Origin of the sequence: Morganella morganii H1r, from assembly GCF_000633515.1 — a bacterium.
In the GTDB taxonomy this organism is placed as follows: Bacteria; Pseudomonadota; Gammaproteobacteria; order Enterobacterales; family Enterobacteriaceae; genus Morganella; species Morganella morganii_B.
This window is the reverse complement of sequence record NZ_AYMP01000005.1, coordinates 74,236-94,252: the sequence shown is the minus strand read 5'-3', so window position 1 is coordinate 94,252 and position 20,017 is coordinate 74,236. Positions and strand designations below refer to the sequence as shown.

The following is a 20,017-nucleotide window of genomic DNA, read 5'->3' as shown; positions in this document are numbered from 1 at the left end:
TAGATATAGTGCTATTACCACAAGGAATAATATATATGCTGTTATTGAATAGGTTAATATAATTGTTATTGTGACAATCATATATAGCATATGGTTTTTTTTGTTTATGGTTTGTTGTAATAAAAAGATCTTTATAGTGATTAATAAAACTATTGCTATAGCATAATGCGATGGTTCATTAAAAAAACCACGAATAATAAATGGGAATTTATCATATTGCCTATAAAAATCCAGAGGCTCTGGGCTAATTAAGCCTGAGCATAATAAGATATACTTTAGAATAGAATATATAGATAAGATATAGATACTATAATCTATACTTGTTGTTATCAATTTATAGTTTAGATTTTTATAGTACAGAGATAATGCACTCGATATAACTAAGATAGATGTCAAATTTATAAAAGATTTTAAGAATGAGATACTATCTATATAGTCACTAAAGATATAATTTATTGGTAATGCTAATAGGCAGCAAGCTAGAAATATTACAAATAATATATCCAGTTTTGTGATTGAATATTTAATAATGATATAGCCTGCAGAAATAATGGTAGCCAACCCAGTATACCATATGATACTGATACCAAAACGACTTATGGCAGGGGTTAAGAAAAACAAAATATAAATTAGTGGGGATGAATATAATATCGATCTCATCTAAATCTTCTTATTCTGCTTAATTTAAACTTACTATCAAGCGTGCGTTTTTTCTTGTCTAAAACTCTATACTTATTTTGAACAATTATTTCACCTTCCTGTGCGATTCCCTTAAATGATACTCCAGCACCAATAACTGCATCTTTATTAATAATACTACCAGGAAGAATAATAGCTCTATTACAAATCCAAGCACCACTATGAATAATAACATCTGAGTGAATTATATCATGATTTTTAGTATCTACATCATGTTGTAATGTCCAAATATTAACTTGAGGGGCAATATCAACATTATTCTCCATGATTATTTTACCACCGCGACCATCAATAATACAATCTCGGTTGATATTTACATTATCTGAAATATATACATTCATTATATTTAAAAATTGTACTCGTACTGAGATAGATGCTTTTTTATTAATTCTACCTTTTGTTATAATAGAATATATATACATCCTTACCTTTCTTGATGGTATTCTATTTATAATATAATTAATAAGATAATAGCTTATATCTTTTATCATTTTAAGTTTCTCATTTTATGATATAATAGCGCAGCCATTTTCCTTCCTAAGCCTAATATGGATTTTGTAAGACCATATTGCTTTCTGGATGAATTAAAATATTCGATATAACCTTGAACACGGTGCCTATCTGAAATGCCTCCAACACTTTGGTTTAGTATGTTTATGTCAAGGTCTTTTTTTGTGGAGAAACTCCAGAATCGTAGAATAAAATCAACATCCATTGCAATTTTTTTATTTATATCAAATATGCCATATTTTTCAAAAAGGTCAAATTTATAGAAAGATGCACCAAATGTAAAAGGAAGAGAAACCCAAGGTTTTCCGGTATATTTTTTCTTTTTCCATGATTTTTCTTCTGAAAATGCTATTGTGTTTCCGTAATATATGTCAGGAAGTATGTCATCTTCTAATATTGAATTGATAATATGATCTAAAGCTGAGTTTTCGAAGTAATCATCTGAGTTGAGGAAACAAATATATTTTCCTGTTGCACGTAATATACCTTTATTGAAGGCATGAGCGATTCCAAAATCATTTTCTGATATAAATACATCAATTTTATCTATATGGGATTGCACTATTTCTTTAGTTTTATCTGTAGATTTTCCATCAATAACAATATACTCAATCAGATCTTTTTTTTTATTATTTATTACGCTATTTATTGCTCTTTCAATATATTTTTCTGAGTTATATGATATCGTTATTATTGTAATTAGTTTTTTTTTATTAGTTTCCATAAAATATATACCATATATAGTTATAAGTAATGAGTTTTTAAACTAGCATAATATAAACTTAGTATTTATCATAGAGTATACTTGGTGTAATACTCAATAGCTTTAATTTTGTATACAACCATAGCTACCGCACTGGGTTACCCGCTCCCAGAGTGCGCTATTTCGAGTTTATCCTACTGATTATATTGATAAATTTCGTCAGTAAGAATTGTGGTGTATTACAGAGGGCTGACTTTTCAATAAATTGGTAAATGATTTATACCAAATCAATCAGCGCCATTTATATTTGCTGCCAAAGGCTAGTCCGATTACCCGGACAGGTCAAGCATGATAACACTCGTGAGTCTTTCATTAAACGAACTTTATGCGGTTTAATTGACGAATATTTTTTTTAAATTCTGTCTTTTTTGAGATAGTAGCAGAAAAAGTGTTACTTTAAGCCAGAGCTTTGGATTATTACTTTTTCTAATCGGCACATGCGCAATCACAGCAGAAATGTTTTATTACATCATATTGATAGCAATGGTGATTCCTGCTTAAGAAAGAATAGTTACCGGGGATGATTTCCCGGTAACGACAGAGAGTTTCAGCGCGGGTGCAGCGGCAGCCAGATTTCCAGCCTCAGTCCGCCGAGCGGGCTGTCGTTGGCGGTGACTTTGCCGTTGTGCTGGCTGATGGCAGTGCTGACAATCGCAAGCCCGAGGCCGGTACCGCCGGATTCGCGGTCACGAGCTTCGTCAGTGCGGTAGAACGGCCGGAAGATATGTTCACGATCTTCCGGGCTGACACCCGGGCCGTCATCATCCACCACAATGGTGATGCCTTTGGTGTCGGCACTGAAGGCGACCTGAATGTGCTGGTTTGAGTAACGCAGCGCGTTACGGACAATATTCTCAAATGCACTGCCGAGTGCGGACGGATTGCAGTAAATTGTCCACGGGCCCGGCGAAGAGGTGATTTCCAGCGTTTTATGGCGCTGTTCCGCCTCAAATTTCGCATTGTCGAGAATGTCATCCCACAGCTCATTGGCTTTGATGTTCTGGCGCAGCAGCTCATTTTTGTGCTGACTGCGGGAAAGCACCAGCAGGTCATTGATCATGCCGTCGAGGCGGTGGGTTTCGGTTTCGATGCGTTCCAGCTCTTTACTCTCACCGTGGCGGCGGCGCAGCAGTGCCGTGGCCAGCTGAAGCCGGGTGAGCGGGGTGCGCAGTTCGTGGGAGATATCGGATATCAGCCGCTGCTGTGCGTTCACCATGCGTTCAAGGGCGCTGATCATCTGGTTAAAGCTGTTGCCCGCCGCAAGGAATTCCTGCGGACCGGCTTCCAGTTCCGGATGCTGGCGCAAATTACCCTTGGCAACATCATCCGCCGCATTTTTCAGTTTTCGTGCCGGTTTTGCCAGGCTCCACGCCAGCCAGAGCAGCAGCGGGGTGCTGATCAGCATGGTGGCGGCCAGTAACAGGAACGGGCGGTCGATCAGAAAGTTGATAAAGTCAGACTGTGCGGTGTTCGCCGGGCGGATCAGATAAAGCTGATAGCGGTCTTCGCCGTCGCGGACTTCAAACGGTCCGAGCAGCTCAATGCGGCCATACCGTTTCTTTTTCGGGTTGTCAGTGTTATCTGACTGGCCCATAAAGTTACGGATAACCTGGGAATCATTGCGGATAGGCCCGATGATCCGGCCTTCGCTGGTGACAATAATCAGGCGCTTGTCCGGCGGTGTCCATTTTACCAGGGCGCGGGTCAGCCGCCGCCACCAGAGCAGGTCATTCGCCGGATCCTGTGCGAGATCAGATTCAATATGTTGCTGCAGCATCATACCCTGCCGGTACTCGGCCTCCTGGAGCGGCATCAGCTGCCGGGAGTCGAGCTTCGGCACCATCAGCACCAGTAACAGCACCAGTGCCAGGGTAAACCAGAAGATGGCGAAAATCCGCGCCGTCAGGCTGCTTATCATGTTGCCGATACCATCAGGTAACCACGGCCGCGTAAGGTTTTAAACCACGGCAGGCCGTCTGTGCGCTCCGGTAATTTGCGGCGCAGGTTGGAAATGTGCATATCAATGGCACGGTCAAACGGCGTCAGACGTTTGCCCAGCACTTCCTGACTTAAGTGTTCACGGCTGACCACCTGGCCGAGATGCTGTGCCAGCAGGTAAAGCAGGGTGAATTCGGTTCCGGTCAGATCCAGCACTTCGTCGCCGAAGCTGGCTTCCTGACGGCCCGGGTTGAGCTGGAGTTTATCCACCATCACCACGGAAGAGTTACTGCTGCTGTCGTTTTGCTGCTGTTGCTCACTCCAGTTGGAGCGGCGCAGAATCGCACGTATACGCGCCACCAGCTCGCGATCGTTAAACGGCTTCGGCAGATAGTCATCCGCACCCAGTTCGAGCCCCAGTACACGGTCAAGGTCACTGCCGCGTGCGGTCAGCATAATCACCGGCGTCTGGTAGTTCTGGCGCAGTTCTTTCAGGGTTTCAATCCCGTTTTTGCGCGGCATCATGATGTCGAGCAATAACAAGTCTATGGAATCGTCAAGGAGGGTCAGTGCCTGCTCGCCGTCATGTGCAATGACAACGTTGAACCCTTCCATATCGAGTAATTCTTTTAACAGCGAGGTTAATTCGCGGTCATCATCAACAAGCAGTATTTTATTCATTATTCACGTCCTCCACGTGCAAAATACGACAACAAACGTTTCTATTCCATGACTTTACGTTCTTTTACATGCTCTGACGCATGTTTGCAGCCGGGTGCGTATAGTTAATTTCAACGGGTCAGGTGACGCAGACTCAGAAGTTTAAGGAGTTACTATGGGTAAGATAGCAACAATCACTTTAGCGTCAATGTTTGTGATGCAAAGTGCGCCCGGACTGGCGCAGGATTCAGAAAGTGATGGCTGTGTTACCCCGGTGCAGAATCACAGTCAGTATAAAGGTATAACGACATCAGGGGGAGATGGTTATACCTCTATGTTGACCGGTATCCGGTTAACGGAACAACAACGGATGCAGTTGCGGGATCTGATGCACAATTACCGCGACCAGTTACGGAATGTCCGTAACCTTGCAGAAGATGATATTGCGCTGTACGAGCTGGTTAAGGCCGAAAAGTTTGATGAAACGGCGGTGCGTAATCAGCTGGAAAAGGAGATGCGCAAGCGGCTGGATTACCAGGTTGAGATGATACGGGTTCATCATCAGATGTATCAGTTACTCAACCCGGAGCAGAAAATGCAGCTTGATACCAATTTTGAGCCGGAGGAGAGTATCCATACCTCATCCGCCTCCTCCGCGCAGAATATGCCGGAATGAATTTGTCAGTAGTAATTTGTCAGAGTAGTGAAGTCAGTAGAGTCGTTAAGTAGCACCCAAGAAGTTTTTCCTTGCCATAGACACCATCCCTGTCTTTTACAGCCCCTCTTGAGGGGCTTTTTTTTATCTGGTTATATTTGAAATCCCTTTCAAATCAAACAAATAAATATTTTTATAGGCGGCTATAAGTTACACAAAATTCACTGAGCGTGGACACAGTGTGGACACTTTAACCGCCTGTAACTGCTAAATTGTCACACCACCTTTCAGCGGATTAAGCGAGATCGCGAACTGCAAATAATCAGGTGCAAGGTGAGCATATGCCATTGTTTGGTTTATGCTGGCATGTCCGAGAATTTGCTGTAGTGCAACAATGTTTCCGCCGTTCATCATAAAATGACTGGCGAAGGTGTGCCGCAGAACGTGCGTAGCCTGACCGTCTGGTAAATCCGGTTTTACATTTCGCAGTTTTACGCGGAATGTCTGGTAATCAACACGGAACAGTAATCCGGATTCTTTTGTCTTGATCGCTTTCTCAAGTTCATTTGATATCGGGATTGTTCGCTGCTTACCGTTTTTAGTTTTTAAAAACGTCACCCGCCCACCGATTACCTGCTCACTTTTCAGTGTTGCCGCTTCGCTCCACCGTGCGCCGGTACTGATGCATAGCAGGGCGATCCGCTTTTCATCACCTGACAGAACATCAAGCAAACGACTGATTTCATCCTGTGATAAAAACGTCATTTCCGGCTGTTTTTCTTTCAATGGCGGTAATCCTTTTATCGGGTTGTTACCATGAAATATTTCCAGTTTGGTTAAAGCTGTAAGCATTCCGGAAAGCCGGTACATATCACGATTGATAGTTGATGCACTAACCTGATCTCTGAGTCGCTGGGTGCGGTGTTCAAGCAAAACGTGCTTATTGAGCCGGTTTATTGCCGGATCACCTAATGCTGAAATTGTTTTCTTCAGCTGCCGGTGTTCTGTTTCGCCGTTATCGCTCGCTGAACCATGATAGAGCCACCATAAATTTAAAAGCTCAGTCAGTGTTCGTCTGTCTTTTTTTACACCCGTAGCTGACATGCTGGACACGTTAGCCATCGTGTATCTTTCAAAAGCTATTGCCTCTGATTTTTTATTAAATTTCTTCCTGATGCGGGTTCCCTGCCGCCCAAGAGGCCTAACATCCACTAAATATCGACCATCATCGAGTTTCTTAATAGGCATAAGAAAACCCTCCGATGTTGCACAGCGATTGACTGTCTATCCAGTCAATAAATTCATAATGTAGATTTAGCCAATTTTCCGCTCTGATTGGTGTGACGGCTCTTTCTCTGCACCATCAGGGGAGAGAGTCGGGCTGACTTGCCCCATTGCTTCATTGGTTTTCCCTGTCATCAGCCAGAGTGTGTATTTTTCAAATCGCGGGTGCCCTAATAATATAGTTAGGGTTTCTGCCGGTATTTGTCGACCGAGTAGCTCATAATTTTTGAGGTTATTGGCAGATATGCCCGTCATCTCCGATAGCTCTCTACGAGATAAACCTTCTGATTTTCTGATTATCAAAATTTTATCCCCCACACTTGCTTTTTGGGTCATATGTGATCTAAACTCCGTGTTAAATGGATTACATGTAATCTAGTTATTTAAGCCAAACGCCGACAGAAGCAAACACAAGCAACTGGAAGCACTTGACCAAAAGGATTATGACATATGAGCGAGCAGAACACAGACGGTTATATGCAGGTTAGTTATCCGGTGGATGCTGTAACCCCGCCAAAATTTGCGGAGCTAATCGGGAAAACGCCTGCGGCAGTAAAAGCGATGGTTGATAACAATAAGCTTCCGTTGGTCAGATGGACTAACCCGGACTCAAAAGGTGATGTGAAAACACGCGGTGAGAACTGGATTTACATTCCGGAATTTAACCGCGCAATGCGGGACGCATTCCAGAACAGACCAAAGGAACTGCGTGATGCTTGGCTGTTGTGGGTTGGTTTATGAGAGCGCCCCGCTTTCCGTTAGTCTGGTATAAGTCGCATTGCTATATATATCGCGGCTTTAATATCTATGTGTTACCGCGCAACGTGACCAGAAAAATAACGCAGTATCACGTAATGCTGAGTGATGGGGCTGACGGCTTCAATTCATTCGGAAAAGTTGATGCGCTGGCACAGGCGACAGGTTTTATAGATAGGTTATACGGAGACAGAAAATGACCATAAAAACAAAAATAAGAAAGAGAATAATTGATAACGGGATTATTCGTCTTCCTTATTTTGAGTCAGGATTTTTATGTGCCGTTAGTGTTGATTGTCACTGCCGGATGATTGTACGGAAACAATATAATGTTGGAGAAATGCAGCAAGGTCAACGGCTTGTTCTACTGTCAGACCGGTAAATAATTCACCATCTTTAGGTAATTCATGTGGCGGCTTCAGGTGATAGTTGAATTTAATACAGGCCAGATGATTGTGAACAGTGTAGTCAATTCCGGCAGGAACAAAGATTGGGATTTCTTTTTTTGACATCAATTTTTCCTTTTTTGGGTGGTCGTCATGTCTGGTTCCGGTCAAGAAACAGCAGACATGGCAAATATACCACACCCCATGTTCCCGATCATGGCTAAAAAATCGGCCTGTTAATCGTTGGGGGAAATATGAATACATCAACAGATACGCAACAACCGGAAAGCAACAGAAAAAGGAAACCGGAAATACACTGCGCCCCTGCATGGAACAGAGGTGCTTCGTTGTCGTTGGATGAAAAAATAGACGGACTGAATACCTCCGCGAGAATGCGGGCACGGTTATTAGATTGTCAGGAAAAACCGCTGAATACGGGTATGAATGACTTTATGAAGGAATTGCGATTACAGAGTAATAATAAAGTCAGAAATAACAACCGGGTTTTGAGTATGATTTTCTTTTTAGCGGAAATAGAAAAAGAAAAGCATAGTTTTAATTTTGAAAAATTAACACATGATGAACAAATGAGGTTTATTGAGGCAATTAACCAGATAAAGGCGGTAACATCAATATTTCCGACAGACTTAGCAATTAAGTAAATAACTAAAAGATAAATAATGACCTTAATCGGTCAGGGCTTTTTATTACCTGAATAATGAGGCTTTAAAATGAAATCATTTCCGGATCCAATATTCACCCCTGTAGCTGAAAACATCAAAGCCAACCGCGAAGACGAACGCAAAACCTTGTTTGACGGGTTTGCCGGTCGTTTGCGAACCATTTCCCATAAAGCGTTAAGTCAAAAAATGACGCCACCAGAAATCTATAACCTGCTCAATGGTGAAGCTGACCGTATCGAAAACGAAGCGGGAGAGCTGAACCATGTCTGACGCAATCGACCGCGCCAATGATCACGCCGCACTTGTGCTTGAAAGTCAGATCGCCGCTGCCCGCATTACTGTTGCCGGAGTATCGGTGTTTGAATGTGAGGGGTGCGGTAAGTCAATCCCTGAGCCACGCCGCCGCGCTGTGATCGGTTGCACCATGTGCATTGATTGTCAGGCAATTGATGAACTAAAAAACAAACATTACCGGAGCGTGTGAAATGGCAATTCATGAACTGAAAATATGGAGTGAATATTTCAACGAAGTCAGACTTGGTTTGAAAACAGCGGAATTCCGGCGTGATGTAGACCGAAGATTTAATGTTGGCGATTTGGTTAAGCTTATCGAAATAAAACGCTGTAGTTGTCATGAGAATACCAACCTCCCGGCAGCGCATGAGTGCGGGGTAACCGGAAATGTCATTACCTGTTTTATTACATCTGTAGTTGTTGTTAATGATGTATACGGAGAATTCACTTATCCGGGAATGCCTACTTTTGTGATGTTTTCATTTTATATTACCGGGGCGGAGTTATCTCACCATGAATAAAACAATCCTCAAATGGGCGGGTTCAAAAGTCGGCATCATGGAACAGCTGCGCCCGCACCTGCCAAAAACAAAACGCCTTGTTGAACCGTTCGCCGGTTCCTGTGCTGTTATGATGAATACTGATTATGAGCAGTATTTAATTGCAGATGTTAATAAGGATTTAATTAATTTATATAAAGAAATAACCTCGGTTCCGGTTTATCTGTTTATTAATGAGATAAAAGGGTTCTTTGACGATAAAGATGATGAATCAGTTCATTATTATAAGGCTCGCGACATATTCAATACAGCAGAGCTGAGGCATGTAGACAGAGCCGGTTTATTCCTTTACTTAAATCGTTATTGCTATAACGGACTCTGCCGGTACAGTCAGAAAACAGGTTTTAACGTTCCGTTCGGTCACTATAAAAAACCTTATTTCCCTGAAAAAGAAATAGTCGCTTTCGCAGAAAAAGCCGGTAATTCGGAGATAACCTGTCTGCCATGGCAGGACACATTATCACTGGTCGATTTTGGTGACGGTGTGTATTGCGATCCCCCGTACATGGGAAAAAATTTCACTCAATATCACGCTAACGGATTCACGGATAGCGATAATGAGGCGCTGGCCTTTGCCCTGAAAGATTTGAATGATATTCAGGGCAACCCGGTCACAGTGTCAAACTCGCTGGATGCAAAAGAGCTTTATGCGGATTTAGGCTTCACCATCCACGAAATACAAGCGCCGCGTACCATTGCTGGCAACGGCAACCGGAAGAAAGCACCTGAAATTATTGCTGTGCTGGGTGGCTGCTGATGGAGCAGCTAACACCCATCGATTACGCCTATGTCAACGGCGACAAGTGGGAATATATCGGCACCGGGGAACCGATGCCGATTTTCACGTATAACAAAAATACCAACGACTATCTGGCCCGTATCTATAAAGAACGCCAGTTGTCAGATCCGGCAGAAATGCAGGCGTATGTATCGCAGCATATCCGGTCAGAGGCACTGGAAGATCACATTAAAAATGTGGTTGAGCAGGCAAAAAAAGAATGGAAAGAAGAGTGTAACGGGTGGGTTAAAAGCCCGGAAACGATAGAAGCCAGATTACAGAAAGAGCCTTACTTTATCCGTGCATGGTATGAACGGCGGCTCTCCTGGCTGAAACGCAGCCGCGCACAAAAACACAGTGATGCTTTCTTAACGAAAACCGTTAAGCAAGCCTTATTGCGTCTGACAGAAACACGAAAACATCACACAGTCCGGCCTTATAAACTTCTGTCAGCTTACTATCAGAATCTGTATCCGCATCTGCCGGGCATGGATAAACCGCGCATTAAAACCCTCGCGAATGAAATCGCCGCCCGTGTCGCTGAGATGCTTGATGCTGAGACAGAACGCCTCGGCGGAATGGATAACGTATCAGAAAAAGATGTCATTGACGTGTACCGGATGCTTGCGGCTGAGGTGTTTTCTCTTCGTGTGAACGTGCCGGGATGGCAGGCGCTGAAGCCGAAAAAAGACCGGTACGGACGTGACAAACTGCCGGCGGTTGATCCTGCATTCAGTGAAATAGCAAGAATGGTCAGTGCGGACTGGTGGGAGCGTCAGTTATGGCGGCTGCGCTGCGACTGGCGCGAAGATTTATTCCGTGCGAGTAATCAGGTTCACAGAAAGGCACATCCGTATATCAGTCAGGACGGGATGAAAGAATTTACTGAGCAGCGGCAGCGCAACAGTGAATTTTTCCGCAATCATGAGCTGGAAGATGAAGACGGCAAACGCGCCTCACTTCAGGCGATGGTACTCGGCAGCGTCAGTAACCCGACAAACCGCCGCTATGAGCTGATGACCAGAATGCAGGGTGTTGAATTTGTGGCACAGGAACGCGGGGATGTTGGCGTATTTTATACGATCACCTGTCCGTCACGGTATCACGCCACCAATCATAAAGGCCGTATGAATGATAAGTGGGATCATACTCGACCGCCGGAAGCGCAGCGTTATTTATCCAAATTGTGGGCGAATATCGGTTCAAAACTCGGCCGCAGGGGGCTGCGTGTGTACGGGTTCCGCGTGGCGGAGCCGCATCACGATTCTACGCCACACTGGCATTTACTGTTGTTTATGCGCCCGGAAGAAAGAAAAGAGATCACCCGCATCATCCACACCTACGCAACAAAAATGGATAAAGAGGAGTTAGTGCCGGATGCCCGCGCCCGTTTCAACGTTAAGCGTATGGATCCACGCAAAGGCAGTGCAACGGCCTATATCGCTAAATACATTTCCAAAAATATCGACGGTTACGCGCTCGACGGTGAAATTGATGACGAAACCGGGAAGCCGCTGAAAGACACCGCTAAATTTGCGACTGCATGGGCGAGCCGGTACCGCATCCGTCAGTATCAGCCCATCGGGCAGCCGCCGGTTACTGTATGGCGCGAACTGCGCAAACTGAATAATCAGCTTGTATCAATCCTGATACAGAACAATCAATACGACCCTAAAAAACCCCTGTTGGCGGATAAGGCAATGGATAACATTCTCGCCGCCGCTGATGTGGGCTGCTGGGCGTCATTTGTTGATCTGATGGGCGGCGTGCTGACCCCGCGTGAAAACTATGTCATCGGCATCAGATATGAAGACAAAGACGAACCAAACGCCTACGGCGAGATAGTCGAACGCATTTACGGCATCTATTCCAGAATTGTGGGTGAAGCGTCAACAGTCTGCACCCGATCCAAAAAATGGAAAATTGTTCCTACAAAATCAGGCAGCACAGAAGCTGAAGAACAGGGAACAGATACCACAGACAAGGGGGCTTTGGTTTTTCTTGGCGGCTTTGCCGCCCCTAGGAGTTCTGTCAATAACTCTCCGTTAGCTGAAATTTTAAACAAAAACGGGAGAGAAATTAACAGAACGGTGCCAACGGCTCAGTGTGTGTTTACGGTTGGGAAAGAAAGCGTTTCAGAGAGTGGCGATAACTCGCAACCAATTAAAAAACGTAAGAAAAAACAGCTGAGTAAAAAGGTATTGCGCGTAATTACTGACGGTATTTCATCAGTAAATGCAGATTTGTCGCCGGAGCAGATAGAAAAACTGGCCGCAGACGGTAGTATTGAAATCGGGTCAGAACGTTACTTCATCTCACTGAACGGGAGATGTCTGGACAATGGCCGCAGAAAACAGCCATTGAGTGAACCGAAACCGCCGGTTTGTGTGCCGGGTTCACCGCCGGTGACACCAGAAATTACCAAATTAACAGACCAGTTGGATGAATTACTTCATCTGACGGGTATCACTACGCCGCCGGAAGCACTGGCACGGCAGTTACTGGCAGGAAAACCACTGATTTTACGTGATGAACATTATTACCTTGAAAACGGCGTGATCAGGGTGATACGGACTGCTGCCGCCCGCAAAAAGCGGCAGCAGGTAGTTGCAGCGGAGTTACAGAAAAAAGAAGCGAAGCGGGAACAGAAAGCGGCGTCAATATTGGCGCGGGTTGAGAAATTAAAGCGAGGTTAGCTGCAGCACCGCCGGAAGTAACAGTGTGAGCTGCTGTAAATAACAGTGCGGTACCAATTGGCCGGCACTGTCATATTTAACTTTGTGGTACCCGATACCGGCATACACGGTCAGTTTTGACAGTGCTGGCCATATTGCTGCAGTAGTGACAAAAGTAACAGTGCCAGCTGAGAGCGAGGGTGTTATGAGCTATCTTGGAAGTAAAGCAGCGAGCGGGGTATATCAGAAAATTATTGCTGAAATGCCTCCTCATGATGTCTATATTGAAACTCACCTTGGTGGCGGTGCGATAATGCTGCGTAAACCGCCAACTCGCCGCAATATAGGTATTGATATTGATACAGAAGCGCTGAAAAATTTTGCTTTACGCACCAGCTATCCAATGTAAGTCTGATAAACCGTGATGCGGTTGATTATCTGAATATGTTCGACTTTGCCGGTGCCGGCCGTGTTCTGATTTATGCCGATCCGCCGTATCTGCCTGAAACACGCACCAGTAATGCGCGTTATCGCTATGAGTATACGGTTGCAGATCATGAGCGGCTTTTGTCCTGCCTGGTCAGCCTGCCGGATAATGTTTCTGTCATTTTGTCAGGCTATCCGTCACAGTTTTATGATGAGCGGTTGCCGGACTGGCGAAGCAAAGAGTTTCAGGCTATGACACGCGGCGGTGTGCGGACAGAAAAAATATGGATGAACTATCAGGGGGGTAAGGCGTATTGCCATACGTTCGCCGGGAAAGATTACAACGACCGCACCAGAATAAAGCGAAAGGTTGAGCGTTGGCGTGCAAAATATGCCGCCCTACCGTCAGCGGAGCGCCTGGCAATTATGGTTGCACTTAATGAAGTTGATGCGGAAGCATAACGCCGGGCAAAGAGAATTTTTTATTATCTGGGATCGCCAATAAATGATGCTAATCTAGGCGAATACTAAGGGGGCGTGAATGGCAACAGAATTTTACGAACATCTCATGATAGGCGGAGAGTATCATTCTGAAGTGGTGATGTCGGAACGTAGATATAGTATTGAATTAATGGAAAAACCAAAGCCACAGCGGACAGTCAGTGAAATCTGTTCAGTAACAGAGCCGGTGTGGGAAGATTCATTTTTTTACGAGGTGCATGAATGGCGGCATATGAACGGTAAACACTACTATATCGGCGTGTTCCGGGGTGAAGATTTAGAACGTTACGACATAGACAAATTAATCAATGAGTCAAAAGTAAAGCCAATACGCTGAAGAGACAAAGCCCGCAAAATCGCGGGTTTTTTCTTACCAAAAATCACCGCACAAATCCGCACACTCCTGCACAATTTCCGGTTCACGTAAAATACCGCGCAAGCCCTGACGGGCTGCGCGTTGCCCCGGTGGTAAAACCTGCACAAAAAAGTACACCTTTTGTGTGCGGGCGAGGCGGGGGAGCAATCGCGCGCTGAGGGGGATAGGGTGCCGCTCTTTTTCCGTGTGTCCGGCACATGAAAAAGGCGCATTTCTGCGCCTGTTTTACAGGGAGTGCGAGCGTGGCAGGTGAAAACAAAGGCAAGGTGTCAATGATGGTCAGCGCAGCGTGTGATTGGTTACGCTGCGCCTGATGTGGGGTGATTATTTATTTTGCGCCGAGGGCTTCAAGCAGGGCGTACTCATTGAAGCGCACTACCTCTTCACCGACCCAGTCATTTACGGATTTCAGGCTCTGCATGATTGGCATCAGCTCATTGATAGAAAAAACTTTCGCCGCCTTTTCCACATCCCCGAAGCTGCCCGCGCCGGTCGGCACGATACCCATCAGCTGCGGCGGCACACGGTGCATAGCAAGCAAATCATCACGGGTAGCATCTTTCACGTTCATAAATTCATCTTTGGCCGCAATCTGGCTGAACGGCAGGATCTGAATACCGTCTTTTTTCCCGTTGGCCGAATAAACAAACAGGTTCTTGAAAGCCCCGTCACGGCGTGATTTCTGCAATGCACCTTTCAGATCCTCAACGCCGTTCGGGTCGGCCAGTGCATCATTGAGATAAACAATCACCCCGGCGTGTGAGCCGTTCTCATAGTAGTTAACCCGGAATGTGGTAGCCGATTTATTGAGTTTGGCGGATATCAGCCCGGCCAGATATTCCGGCAGCCCGTAAATCTCCTGGTTAATATCCGGGTTGATCAGATGGAAAACATCGCCGCGCTTAAATTCATGTGCATCTTTCCATGTCTGAACGAAATAATAGGTGCCCGGGTCAATCCCGCGCCGGGTGTATTTCGCCGGTGATCGTTTCAGTTGCAGCAGCCCGCCGAGCATGTTACGGCGGCGCTCAAAATATGCATTTCCGAATACAAGATAATCAAGAACATAGGCGTTCATTTCCTGATAGGACAGGGATTTATGCGGGATAAAACAGCTCATGATAACGTTGCGCTTAAACAGCAGCGGTGATTCATGGTGTACTGCTGAACGGAATGCGCGGGCGATGCTGTAGAAGTCCAGCGGTGTTTCATACCATTTATCATTTTTCGCGCACTCCATGCAGTCGAGCAGGTCATAAGCACCGGTGACCGGCACAGGATTATCAAAAGTGAATGCAGCACACTGCTTGTCAGCGGGTAACTCTGCTTTGTTGGTGACGGGAAGTGTTTTCTTTTTTTTCATGGTTAAAATTCCGATACGCAGGATCCGCTGTCTGCGGATTCACTGCCGATAGGTTCAGCGTATAAAACGTTCATAACAGACCAGGCAATATCCCCGTGATCAACGCCGCGTGTACGGTCTGACGCATAGGTGACAATGCCGCCCTGTGTGATGACTTTTTTGATAGTCATGAAAGAAGACGGGATCTGTGATGCCCCGGCATCATATTCAATGCGCCCGTTACGGATAAGCATCTGCGCTTTAAGCACCATCATCCGCTTGACCTGCGGGGTATAACGGATGCCCTGTACTGCCGGGTAGAATTTTTTCACCAGCTCATACACGGCCTCGCCGGTACCACCGGTAATATCAATGTTGATCCCCTGCACGTTGTAGCGCAGTGTCAGTTTTTTGATTTCCTCGGCCTGTTTTTCAAAAGCCATGCCACGGAAGCGCAGCGCCTCGACAACACGCCATTTCCCGCCGGGAACGGCAGGCGGGGCGAGCACAGCGAGGCCGAGGCCGTCGCCATTGCCGCCGGTGCCGGTCGGGTCGGCACCGATGCGCACCGGCTTATTACCGAGCGGCCTGTCGGCGTAAGGCTTCCAGTCCGGCCAGACATCACGGTTATAACCATCAACACCACGGTAAATAAGGGCGTTATAGTCGAATGCCCGTTCACCGGCTTTGACAAACTTACAGTTATAGAGGTTTTCGAGATCGTCAGGGGTGTTTTCACTTTCGATATCCGCCAGTGATATCAGGTCAAACCCGCTGTTAATCGCATCATGGATAGTGACAATCTGCCGCCAGATATTGTCCCCGCACAACACACCGTTTTTCAGGATTTTGTGTGTGGTATCAATGCTGATTTTTTTGGATTCAGGCCGGGATTCATTGAAAAAGTCTCCTGTCCAGAACGGATAAGCCTCATGTTCTTCAGATGACGGGGTAGAGAAATAAGTCCGGCGTAATCCGACCTGTGAGGCCATAGCCGCCGCCACTTTGCGAAGTTCGGCGAAGTTAGCCACCCAAAAAAATTCATCAAAATAGAGATCGCCGGTATAAGACTGCGCGGATGCCGCAGCGGTACCGAGAAAATAGAATGTTGTTCCGGTGGACAAAATAATTTTATCCCCGCCTTTCAGCTCCACGCCGACGAGCCGCGCGAGGGCGATAATGAAGCCTTTAAACTGATGCGCCTGTGCCCGGCTGGCTGACAGGAATATTTGGTTATTGCCGGTTTCCAGTGCGTGCAGCAGTGCCTCACGGGCAAAATACCAGGTTGCGCCTATTTGCCGTGATTTTAAAATCATGCGGTTACGGCGGTTTTTCTGCTTAAACCACTTCTTCTGATGTTCAAACAGCGGTTCAAGTGCCAGCTGCCGGAGTTGTTCAATCTGCTCTTCGGTAAAGTGGTTTTTCGGTGTTTTCGGCTTCTTCTCTTTCTCCTGCTTATCGCTTTCTTTGTTCAGCCGCGCCATCTGACGGCCGAGAAAATCCATCACTTTAAAATCGTGTGCGGTCAGATCTTTTTTATTGAGAATGCGCAGAATGCGGACGTGAATTTCATCACTGACGCGCTGTACAGGATGGGTTTCATCCCACTTATCCCGTCTGCGCCACGAATAAAGCGTGTTGGCGCTCACACTGAGGTGTGACGCTATCTGTGAAATACTGTACGCCTGCCAGTACAGGCTTTTCGCTTCCGACCGCGGATCGCGCTGAGAGTCAGTTATCATGCGTCAACTTTCCCACATCGCGCGCGTGCACCTCCACGGGTTTCACTTGTCACACCGATGTCACAAGGCAAAGGTTTTGAACCGGAAACAAGCACTTGCGAAGATACAGACACACAGAATTGTCGTTATCTCCGGAGTGAAAACCCATGCCAGAAGACAATAAAAAACTACAGGTCATCGTCTGCACCGAGGGCGGCACGTTAAACGGCTTTGCTGTCTCGCGTGACCAGATTCAGCAGATGGCTGACAACTACAGCACGAAGCTGTACGCCGCGCGTATCAATCTGGAACACATCACCAGCGTGTTACCTGACAGTACATGGCGTCATTTTTCTATGGTCGATTCCGTCAGTGCATTTGAGTTACAGGACGGGCCGTTAAAAGGAAAACTGGCGCTGGAAATCTCCGCCACTATTGACCCGGTCAAAGACGCACCATTAATCGCCCTGAACGAAAGCGGCCAGAAGATTTTTTCCAGTATCGAATTTTTACCGGATTGCCCGAATGACGCGGCAAAAGGTGCCTATCTGACCGGTGTTGCGCTGACTGATACCCCGGCGGCATTCGGCACGCAGGTTATCACCCTGAGTAACCGTGAGCGCGGCCTGCCGGAAGATGCGAAAAATACCTATACCGCATCACTGGAAACTGTCGTGAAGATGAGCGCAGCAGAAAAGCAGCAGGCAGAGCAGAAATCACTGGCAGCTGAATTCCTTACCGGACTGAAAAAAGTGCTCGGGATCCAGCGTGAAAACAGTAATCACGACATTGCCGCGTTACAGGAAGGTATCAGCCTGACCGCGAAAACCTGTGCAGAGGCGTTAACGGCCATGCAGAAACTGACTGCCGAAAAAGAAACGCTGTCAGGTGAAGTGGCGACCCTGAAACAGGAATTATCCGCCCTGAAAACGCAGCTCGGCGGCACTGACGCGGATAACGAACAGCGCCAGCTTTCCACCGGTAACGGCGGTTACGTTCAGTCTGAATTTTAAGGAAAAACTGATATGTCATTAACACCTGAAGCAAATAAAGCGTATCTGTCCTACCTGGACAATCAGGCGCGTTTAAACCATGCCGTCCGTGACGGTAAATCACTGCAATTTTCTGTTGATCCGTCAGTGCAGCAGAAGATTGAAAAGGCCGTGATGGAAAGCAGCCCTTTCCTGAAAGAAATCAACTCATTCGGTGTGACTGAACAAGAAGGGTCAACGATTCTGGTCGCTTCCAGTCAGCCAATTGCCAGCCGTAATACGTCAACCACAGACCGCCGCGAGCCTGCACAGGCTTTCGGGATGGAAGAAAACACATTCAAATGTGCGCAAACCAACTTTGACACAATGATCCCGTATACCCAGCTCGACGCCTGGGCGGGGCACCCTCAGTTTCAGAGCCTGATTAATCAGCAGATTATCCAGCGTGAAGGACTTGACCGCCTGATGATTGGTTTTAACGGGGTTAAGTGTGCGGCGAAATCAGATCGTCAGAAAAACCCGTTACTTCAGGATGTCAATATCGGCTGGTTACAGCTTGTGCGTGAACGGGCACCGCAGCGTGTGATGAAAAATATCACGCTGACTTCGCGCGATGAGGACGGGAAAATCATCAAAAAAGGCAGTTACGCCAATATTGATGCCGTTGTGTATGACGCGGTAAATAACCTGATCGATCCGTGGCACCGCAACGCTGCCGGATTGGTGGCGATTGTCGGCCGTCAGCTGGTCACACAGAAAAACTTCAAAATCATCAATCAGCACAGCCAGCAAAATCCGAATATGGAACTGATGGCCGGTAACGAGCTGATGAAACTCAGCAGCGTAGGCGGCATTCCGTCTGTTCAGGTGCCGTATTTCCCGGACGGTGCGGTGTTAATCACCACCATGAAAAACCTGTCCATTTACTGGCAGAAAGGCAAGTTAAACCGCTTCATTAAAAATGAGCCGGAATATAACCGTATTGCCACCTATGCACAGAGTAATGACGGTTACGCCGTGGAAGATTACGGCCTCGCCTGCCTGATTGAAGGTATCACTTACGCCGAAGCTGAGAGCAGCGGCGAATAACATTGTCACAGCCGGTGCCGCCGGGCACCGGTGTTTATCGGGGGATATGCAATGCAACAGTTAACACCTGCCCAGGAACACTGGCAAAGAGTCATGGCAGAGCGCCGGGGCAGCGAACAAACAACCGTAAACATGACGGCATACGAGCAGATCCTGCACCGTCTGCGTCACGATCAGTCGCGCCTGAGCGATATTCAGGGCACTGAGTTCAAGATTGAATATAAGAAAACGGTGCTGGATCAGTATGAGCCGTGGATTGACGGCGTTATTGCGGCCAATACCGGACAGGCGGATGAGGTTTTTACGACCGTTCTGGTCTGGCAAATTGATTGCGGAAACTATGACCGGGCGCTTGATATGGCCGGTTATGTGCTGGCACACAATTTACCGCTGCCGGAACGCTACAACCGCACACCGGCGGTGATGGTGATTGATGAAATCTGCGATAAAGCGCTGACCCTGTTTTCTGCCGGTGTCGGTGCTGACCAGCTGATCCCGCTGCCGGTACTGGAACGCATCAGAACACTGACTGAGTACCATGATGTACCGAACGAAGTACAGGCAAAACTCTGTAAAGCGCTGGCGTACACGCTGCGCCTGAGTGAGCAGCAGGAAGATAAAGCCCGTGCGCTTGAGCTGTTACAGCGTGCGCTGCTGCTGCACAGTAAATCCGGTGTGAAACGGGATATTGAACTGCTGCAACGGGAGCTGAAAAAAGCGGACGACAGTAAACAGGACGCTGCGCCGGAACCTGAAAAGAAACCGGCGAAAAATACCCCGGCGAAAAATACCGGCACAAAACCAAAGCCGGGCAGCACTAAAAAGCCAACCACGGCGCGGAAAAAAGCCGCGTCATAACCGAATGCACCCCCGTGTGCCACGGCGGCACGATGAGGCGGGGTTAATGACTGCGTCCTCATCGTCCACCG

The 20,017-nt window shown here is 46.7% G+C and carries 21 protein-coding genes and 1 pseudogene; 13 read left to right on the top strand and 9 right to left on the bottom strand.

Translation table 11 applies throughout. The features are described from left to right. Positions 1-656: 656 nt before the first annotated feature. From U868_RS0103215 to cpxR, 4 genes are all read right to left on the bottom strand, one after another. Complete coding sequence (locus U868_RS0103215) at positions 657-1,190, bottom strand: acyltransferase (protein WP_025152030.1); 534 nt, start codon at positions 1,188-1,190, stop codon at positions 657-659. Further along, positions 1,187-1,933: a glycosyltransferase gene (locus U868_RS0103210; RefSeq protein WP_025152029.1), complete on the bottom strand. Its 747-nt coding sequence runs from the start codon at positions 1,931-1,933 to the stop codon at positions 1,187-1,189. Before U868_RS0103210 ends, U868_RS0103215 begins: the two co-directional genes overlap by 4 nt. A gap of 586 nt (positions 1,934-2,519) precedes the next feature. Then, the gene (gene cpxA / locus U868_RS0103205) at positions 2,520-3,890 is read right to left on the bottom strand and encodes an envelope stress sensor histidine kinase CpxA (protein WP_025152028.1); all 1,371 of its coding nucleotides are present in this window, start codon (positions 3,888-3,890) and stop codon (positions 2,520-2,522) included. Then, a complete protein-coding gene (gene cpxR, locus U868_RS0103200; RefSeq protein WP_025152027.1) occupies positions 3,887-4,591 on the bottom strand; it encodes an envelope stress response regulator transcription factor CpxR in 705 nt (234 codons plus the stop codon). Before cpxR ends, cpxA begins: the two co-directional genes overlap by 4 nt. 154 nt (positions 4,592-4,745) lie before the next feature. Here cpxR and U868_RS0103195 point away from each other — a divergent pair, with 154 nt between their 5' ends. Beyond that, the gene (locus U868_RS0103195; RefSeq protein ID WP_025152026.1) at positions 4,746-5,246 is read left to right on the top strand and encodes a Spy/CpxP family protein refolding chaperone; all 501 of its coding nucleotides are present in this window, start codon (positions 4,746-4,748) and stop codon (positions 5,244-5,246) included. A gap of 246 nt (positions 5,247-5,492) precedes the next feature. On the opposite strand, the gene U868_RS0103190 is transcribed toward U868_RS0103195, so the two are convergent. Then, complete coding sequence (locus U868_RS0103190; RefSeq protein WP_025152025.1) at positions 5,493-6,473, bottom strand: phage integrase; 981 nt, start codon at positions 6,471-6,473, stop codon at positions 5,493-5,495. 66 nt (positions 6,474-6,539) lie between these two features. Then, positions 6,540-6,845 carry a helix-turn-helix domain-containing protein gene (locus U868_RS0103185; protein ID WP_025152024.1) on the bottom strand — a complete coding sequence of 102 codons (306 nt, stop codon included), beginning with the start codon at positions 6,843-6,845 and terminating at the stop codon, positions 6,540-6,542. 114 nt (positions 6,846-6,959) lie between these two features. On the opposite strand from U868_RS0103185, the gene U868_RS0103180 reads away from it, so the two are divergent. After that, positions 6,960-7,250, top strand: coding sequence for a Cox family DNA-binding protein (locus U868_RS0103180; RefSeq protein WP_025152023.1), 291 nt, complete (start codon positions 6,960-6,962; stop codon positions 7,248-7,250). Between the two features lie 299 nt (positions 7,251-7,549). Here U868_RS0103180 and U868_RS0103170 read toward each other — a convergent pair whose 3' ends face one another. Continuing rightward, the gene (locus tag U868_RS0103170) at positions 7,550-7,777 is read right to left on the bottom strand and encodes a hypothetical protein (protein WP_025152021.1); all 228 of its coding nucleotides are present in this window, start codon (positions 7,775-7,777) and stop codon (positions 7,550-7,552) included. Between the two features lie 128 nt (positions 7,778-7,905). Between U868_RS0103170 and U868_RS25425 the strand changes: the two genes are divergently transcribed. The 8 genes and pseudogenes from U868_RS25425 (at position 7,906) to U868_RS0103125 (ending at position 13,905) form a co-directional block, all read left to right on the top strand. Continuing rightward, positions 7,906-8,313 carry a DUF5347 family protein gene (locus U868_RS25425; protein WP_162817201.1) on the top strand — a complete coding sequence of 136 codons (408 nt, stop codon included), beginning with the start codon at positions 7,906-7,908 and terminating at the stop codon, positions 8,311-8,313. A gap of 69 nt (positions 8,314-8,382) precedes the next feature. Further along, positions 8,383-8,604: a DUF2732 family protein gene (locus U868_RS0103160; protein ID WP_025152019.1), complete on the top strand. Its 222-nt coding sequence runs from the start codon at positions 8,383-8,385 to the stop codon at positions 8,602-8,604. After that, positions 8,597-8,818 (top strand): TraR/DksA family transcriptional regulator, encoded by a 222-nt coding sequence (locus tag U868_RS0103155; RefSeq protein WP_025152018.1) that lies wholly within the window; start codon positions 8,597-8,599, stop codon positions 8,816-8,818. Before U868_RS0103160 ends, U868_RS0103155 begins: the two co-directional genes overlap by 8 nt. Position 8,819: 1 nt before the next feature. After that, entirely contained in the window at positions 8,820-9,149 is a 330-nt protein-coding gene (locus U868_RS0103150; RefSeq protein ID WP_029990554.1) for a DUF3850 domain-containing protein, read from the top strand. Continuing rightward, the gene (locus U868_RS0103145) at positions 9,142-9,945 is read left to right on the top strand and encodes a DNA adenine methylase (RefSeq protein WP_025152016.1); all 804 of its coding nucleotides are present in this window, start codon (positions 9,142-9,144) and stop codon (positions 9,943-9,945) included. Before U868_RS0103150 ends, U868_RS0103145 begins: the two co-directional genes overlap by 8 nt. Then, a complete protein-coding gene (locus tag U868_RS23985; protein ID WP_025152015.1) occupies positions 9,945-12,662 on the top strand; it encodes a replication endonuclease in 2,718 nt (905 codons plus the stop codon). The genes U868_RS0103145 and U868_RS23985 overlap by 1 nt, the downstream gene beginning before the upstream one ends. A gap of 184 nt (positions 12,663-12,846) precedes the next feature. Beyond that, positions 12,847-13,529, top strand: a pseudogene (locus U868_RS23370) (DNA adenine methylase). A 79-nt stretch (positions 13,530-13,608) separates the two neighbouring features. Next, positions 13,609-13,905: a hypothetical protein gene (locus U868_RS0103125; protein WP_025152014.1), complete on the top strand. Its 297-nt coding sequence runs from the start codon at positions 13,609-13,611 to the stop codon at positions 13,903-13,905. Positions 13,906-14,272: 367 nt separating this feature from the next. On the opposite strand, the gene U868_RS0103115 is transcribed toward U868_RS0103125, so the two are convergent. Both U868_RS0103115 and U868_RS0103110 read right to left on the bottom strand, forming a co-directional pair. Further along, complete coding sequence (locus tag U868_RS0103115) at positions 14,273-15,307, bottom strand: phage portal protein (protein ID WP_025152013.1); 1,035 nt, start codon at positions 15,305-15,307, stop codon at positions 14,273-14,275. Between the two features lie 2 nt (positions 15,308-15,309). Beyond that, positions 15,310-17,028 carry a terminase large subunit domain-containing protein gene (locus tag U868_RS0103110; RefSeq protein ID WP_025152012.1) on the bottom strand — a complete coding sequence of 573 codons (1,719 nt, stop codon included), beginning with the start codon at positions 17,026-17,028 and terminating at the stop codon, positions 15,310-15,312. 146 nt (positions 17,029-17,174) lie between these two features. Here U868_RS0103110 and U868_RS0103105 point away from each other — a divergent pair, with 146 nt between their 5' ends. Genes U868_RS0103105 through gpM form a run of 3 tightly spaced genes read left to right on the top strand, consistent with a single transcriptional unit; the run spans position 17,175 to position 19,946 of the window. After that, complete coding sequence (locus U868_RS0103105) at positions 17,175-18,020, top strand: GPO family capsid scaffolding protein (protein ID WP_025152011.1); 846 nt, start codon at positions 17,175-17,177, stop codon at positions 18,018-18,020. Between the two features lie 12 nt (positions 18,021-18,032). Continuing rightward, positions 18,033-19,088, top strand: a complete 1,056-nt coding sequence (locus U868_RS0103100; RefSeq protein ID WP_025152010.1) for a phage major capsid protein, P2 family — start codon at positions 18,033-18,035, stop codon at positions 19,086-19,088. A 51-nt stretch (positions 19,089-19,139) separates the two neighbouring features. After that, a complete protein-coding gene (gene gpM, locus U868_RS0103095) occupies positions 19,140-19,946 on the top strand; it encodes a phage terminase small subunit (RefSeq protein ID WP_029990549.1) in 807 nt (268 codons plus the stop codon). Positions 19,947-20,017: the final 71 nt, after the last annotated feature.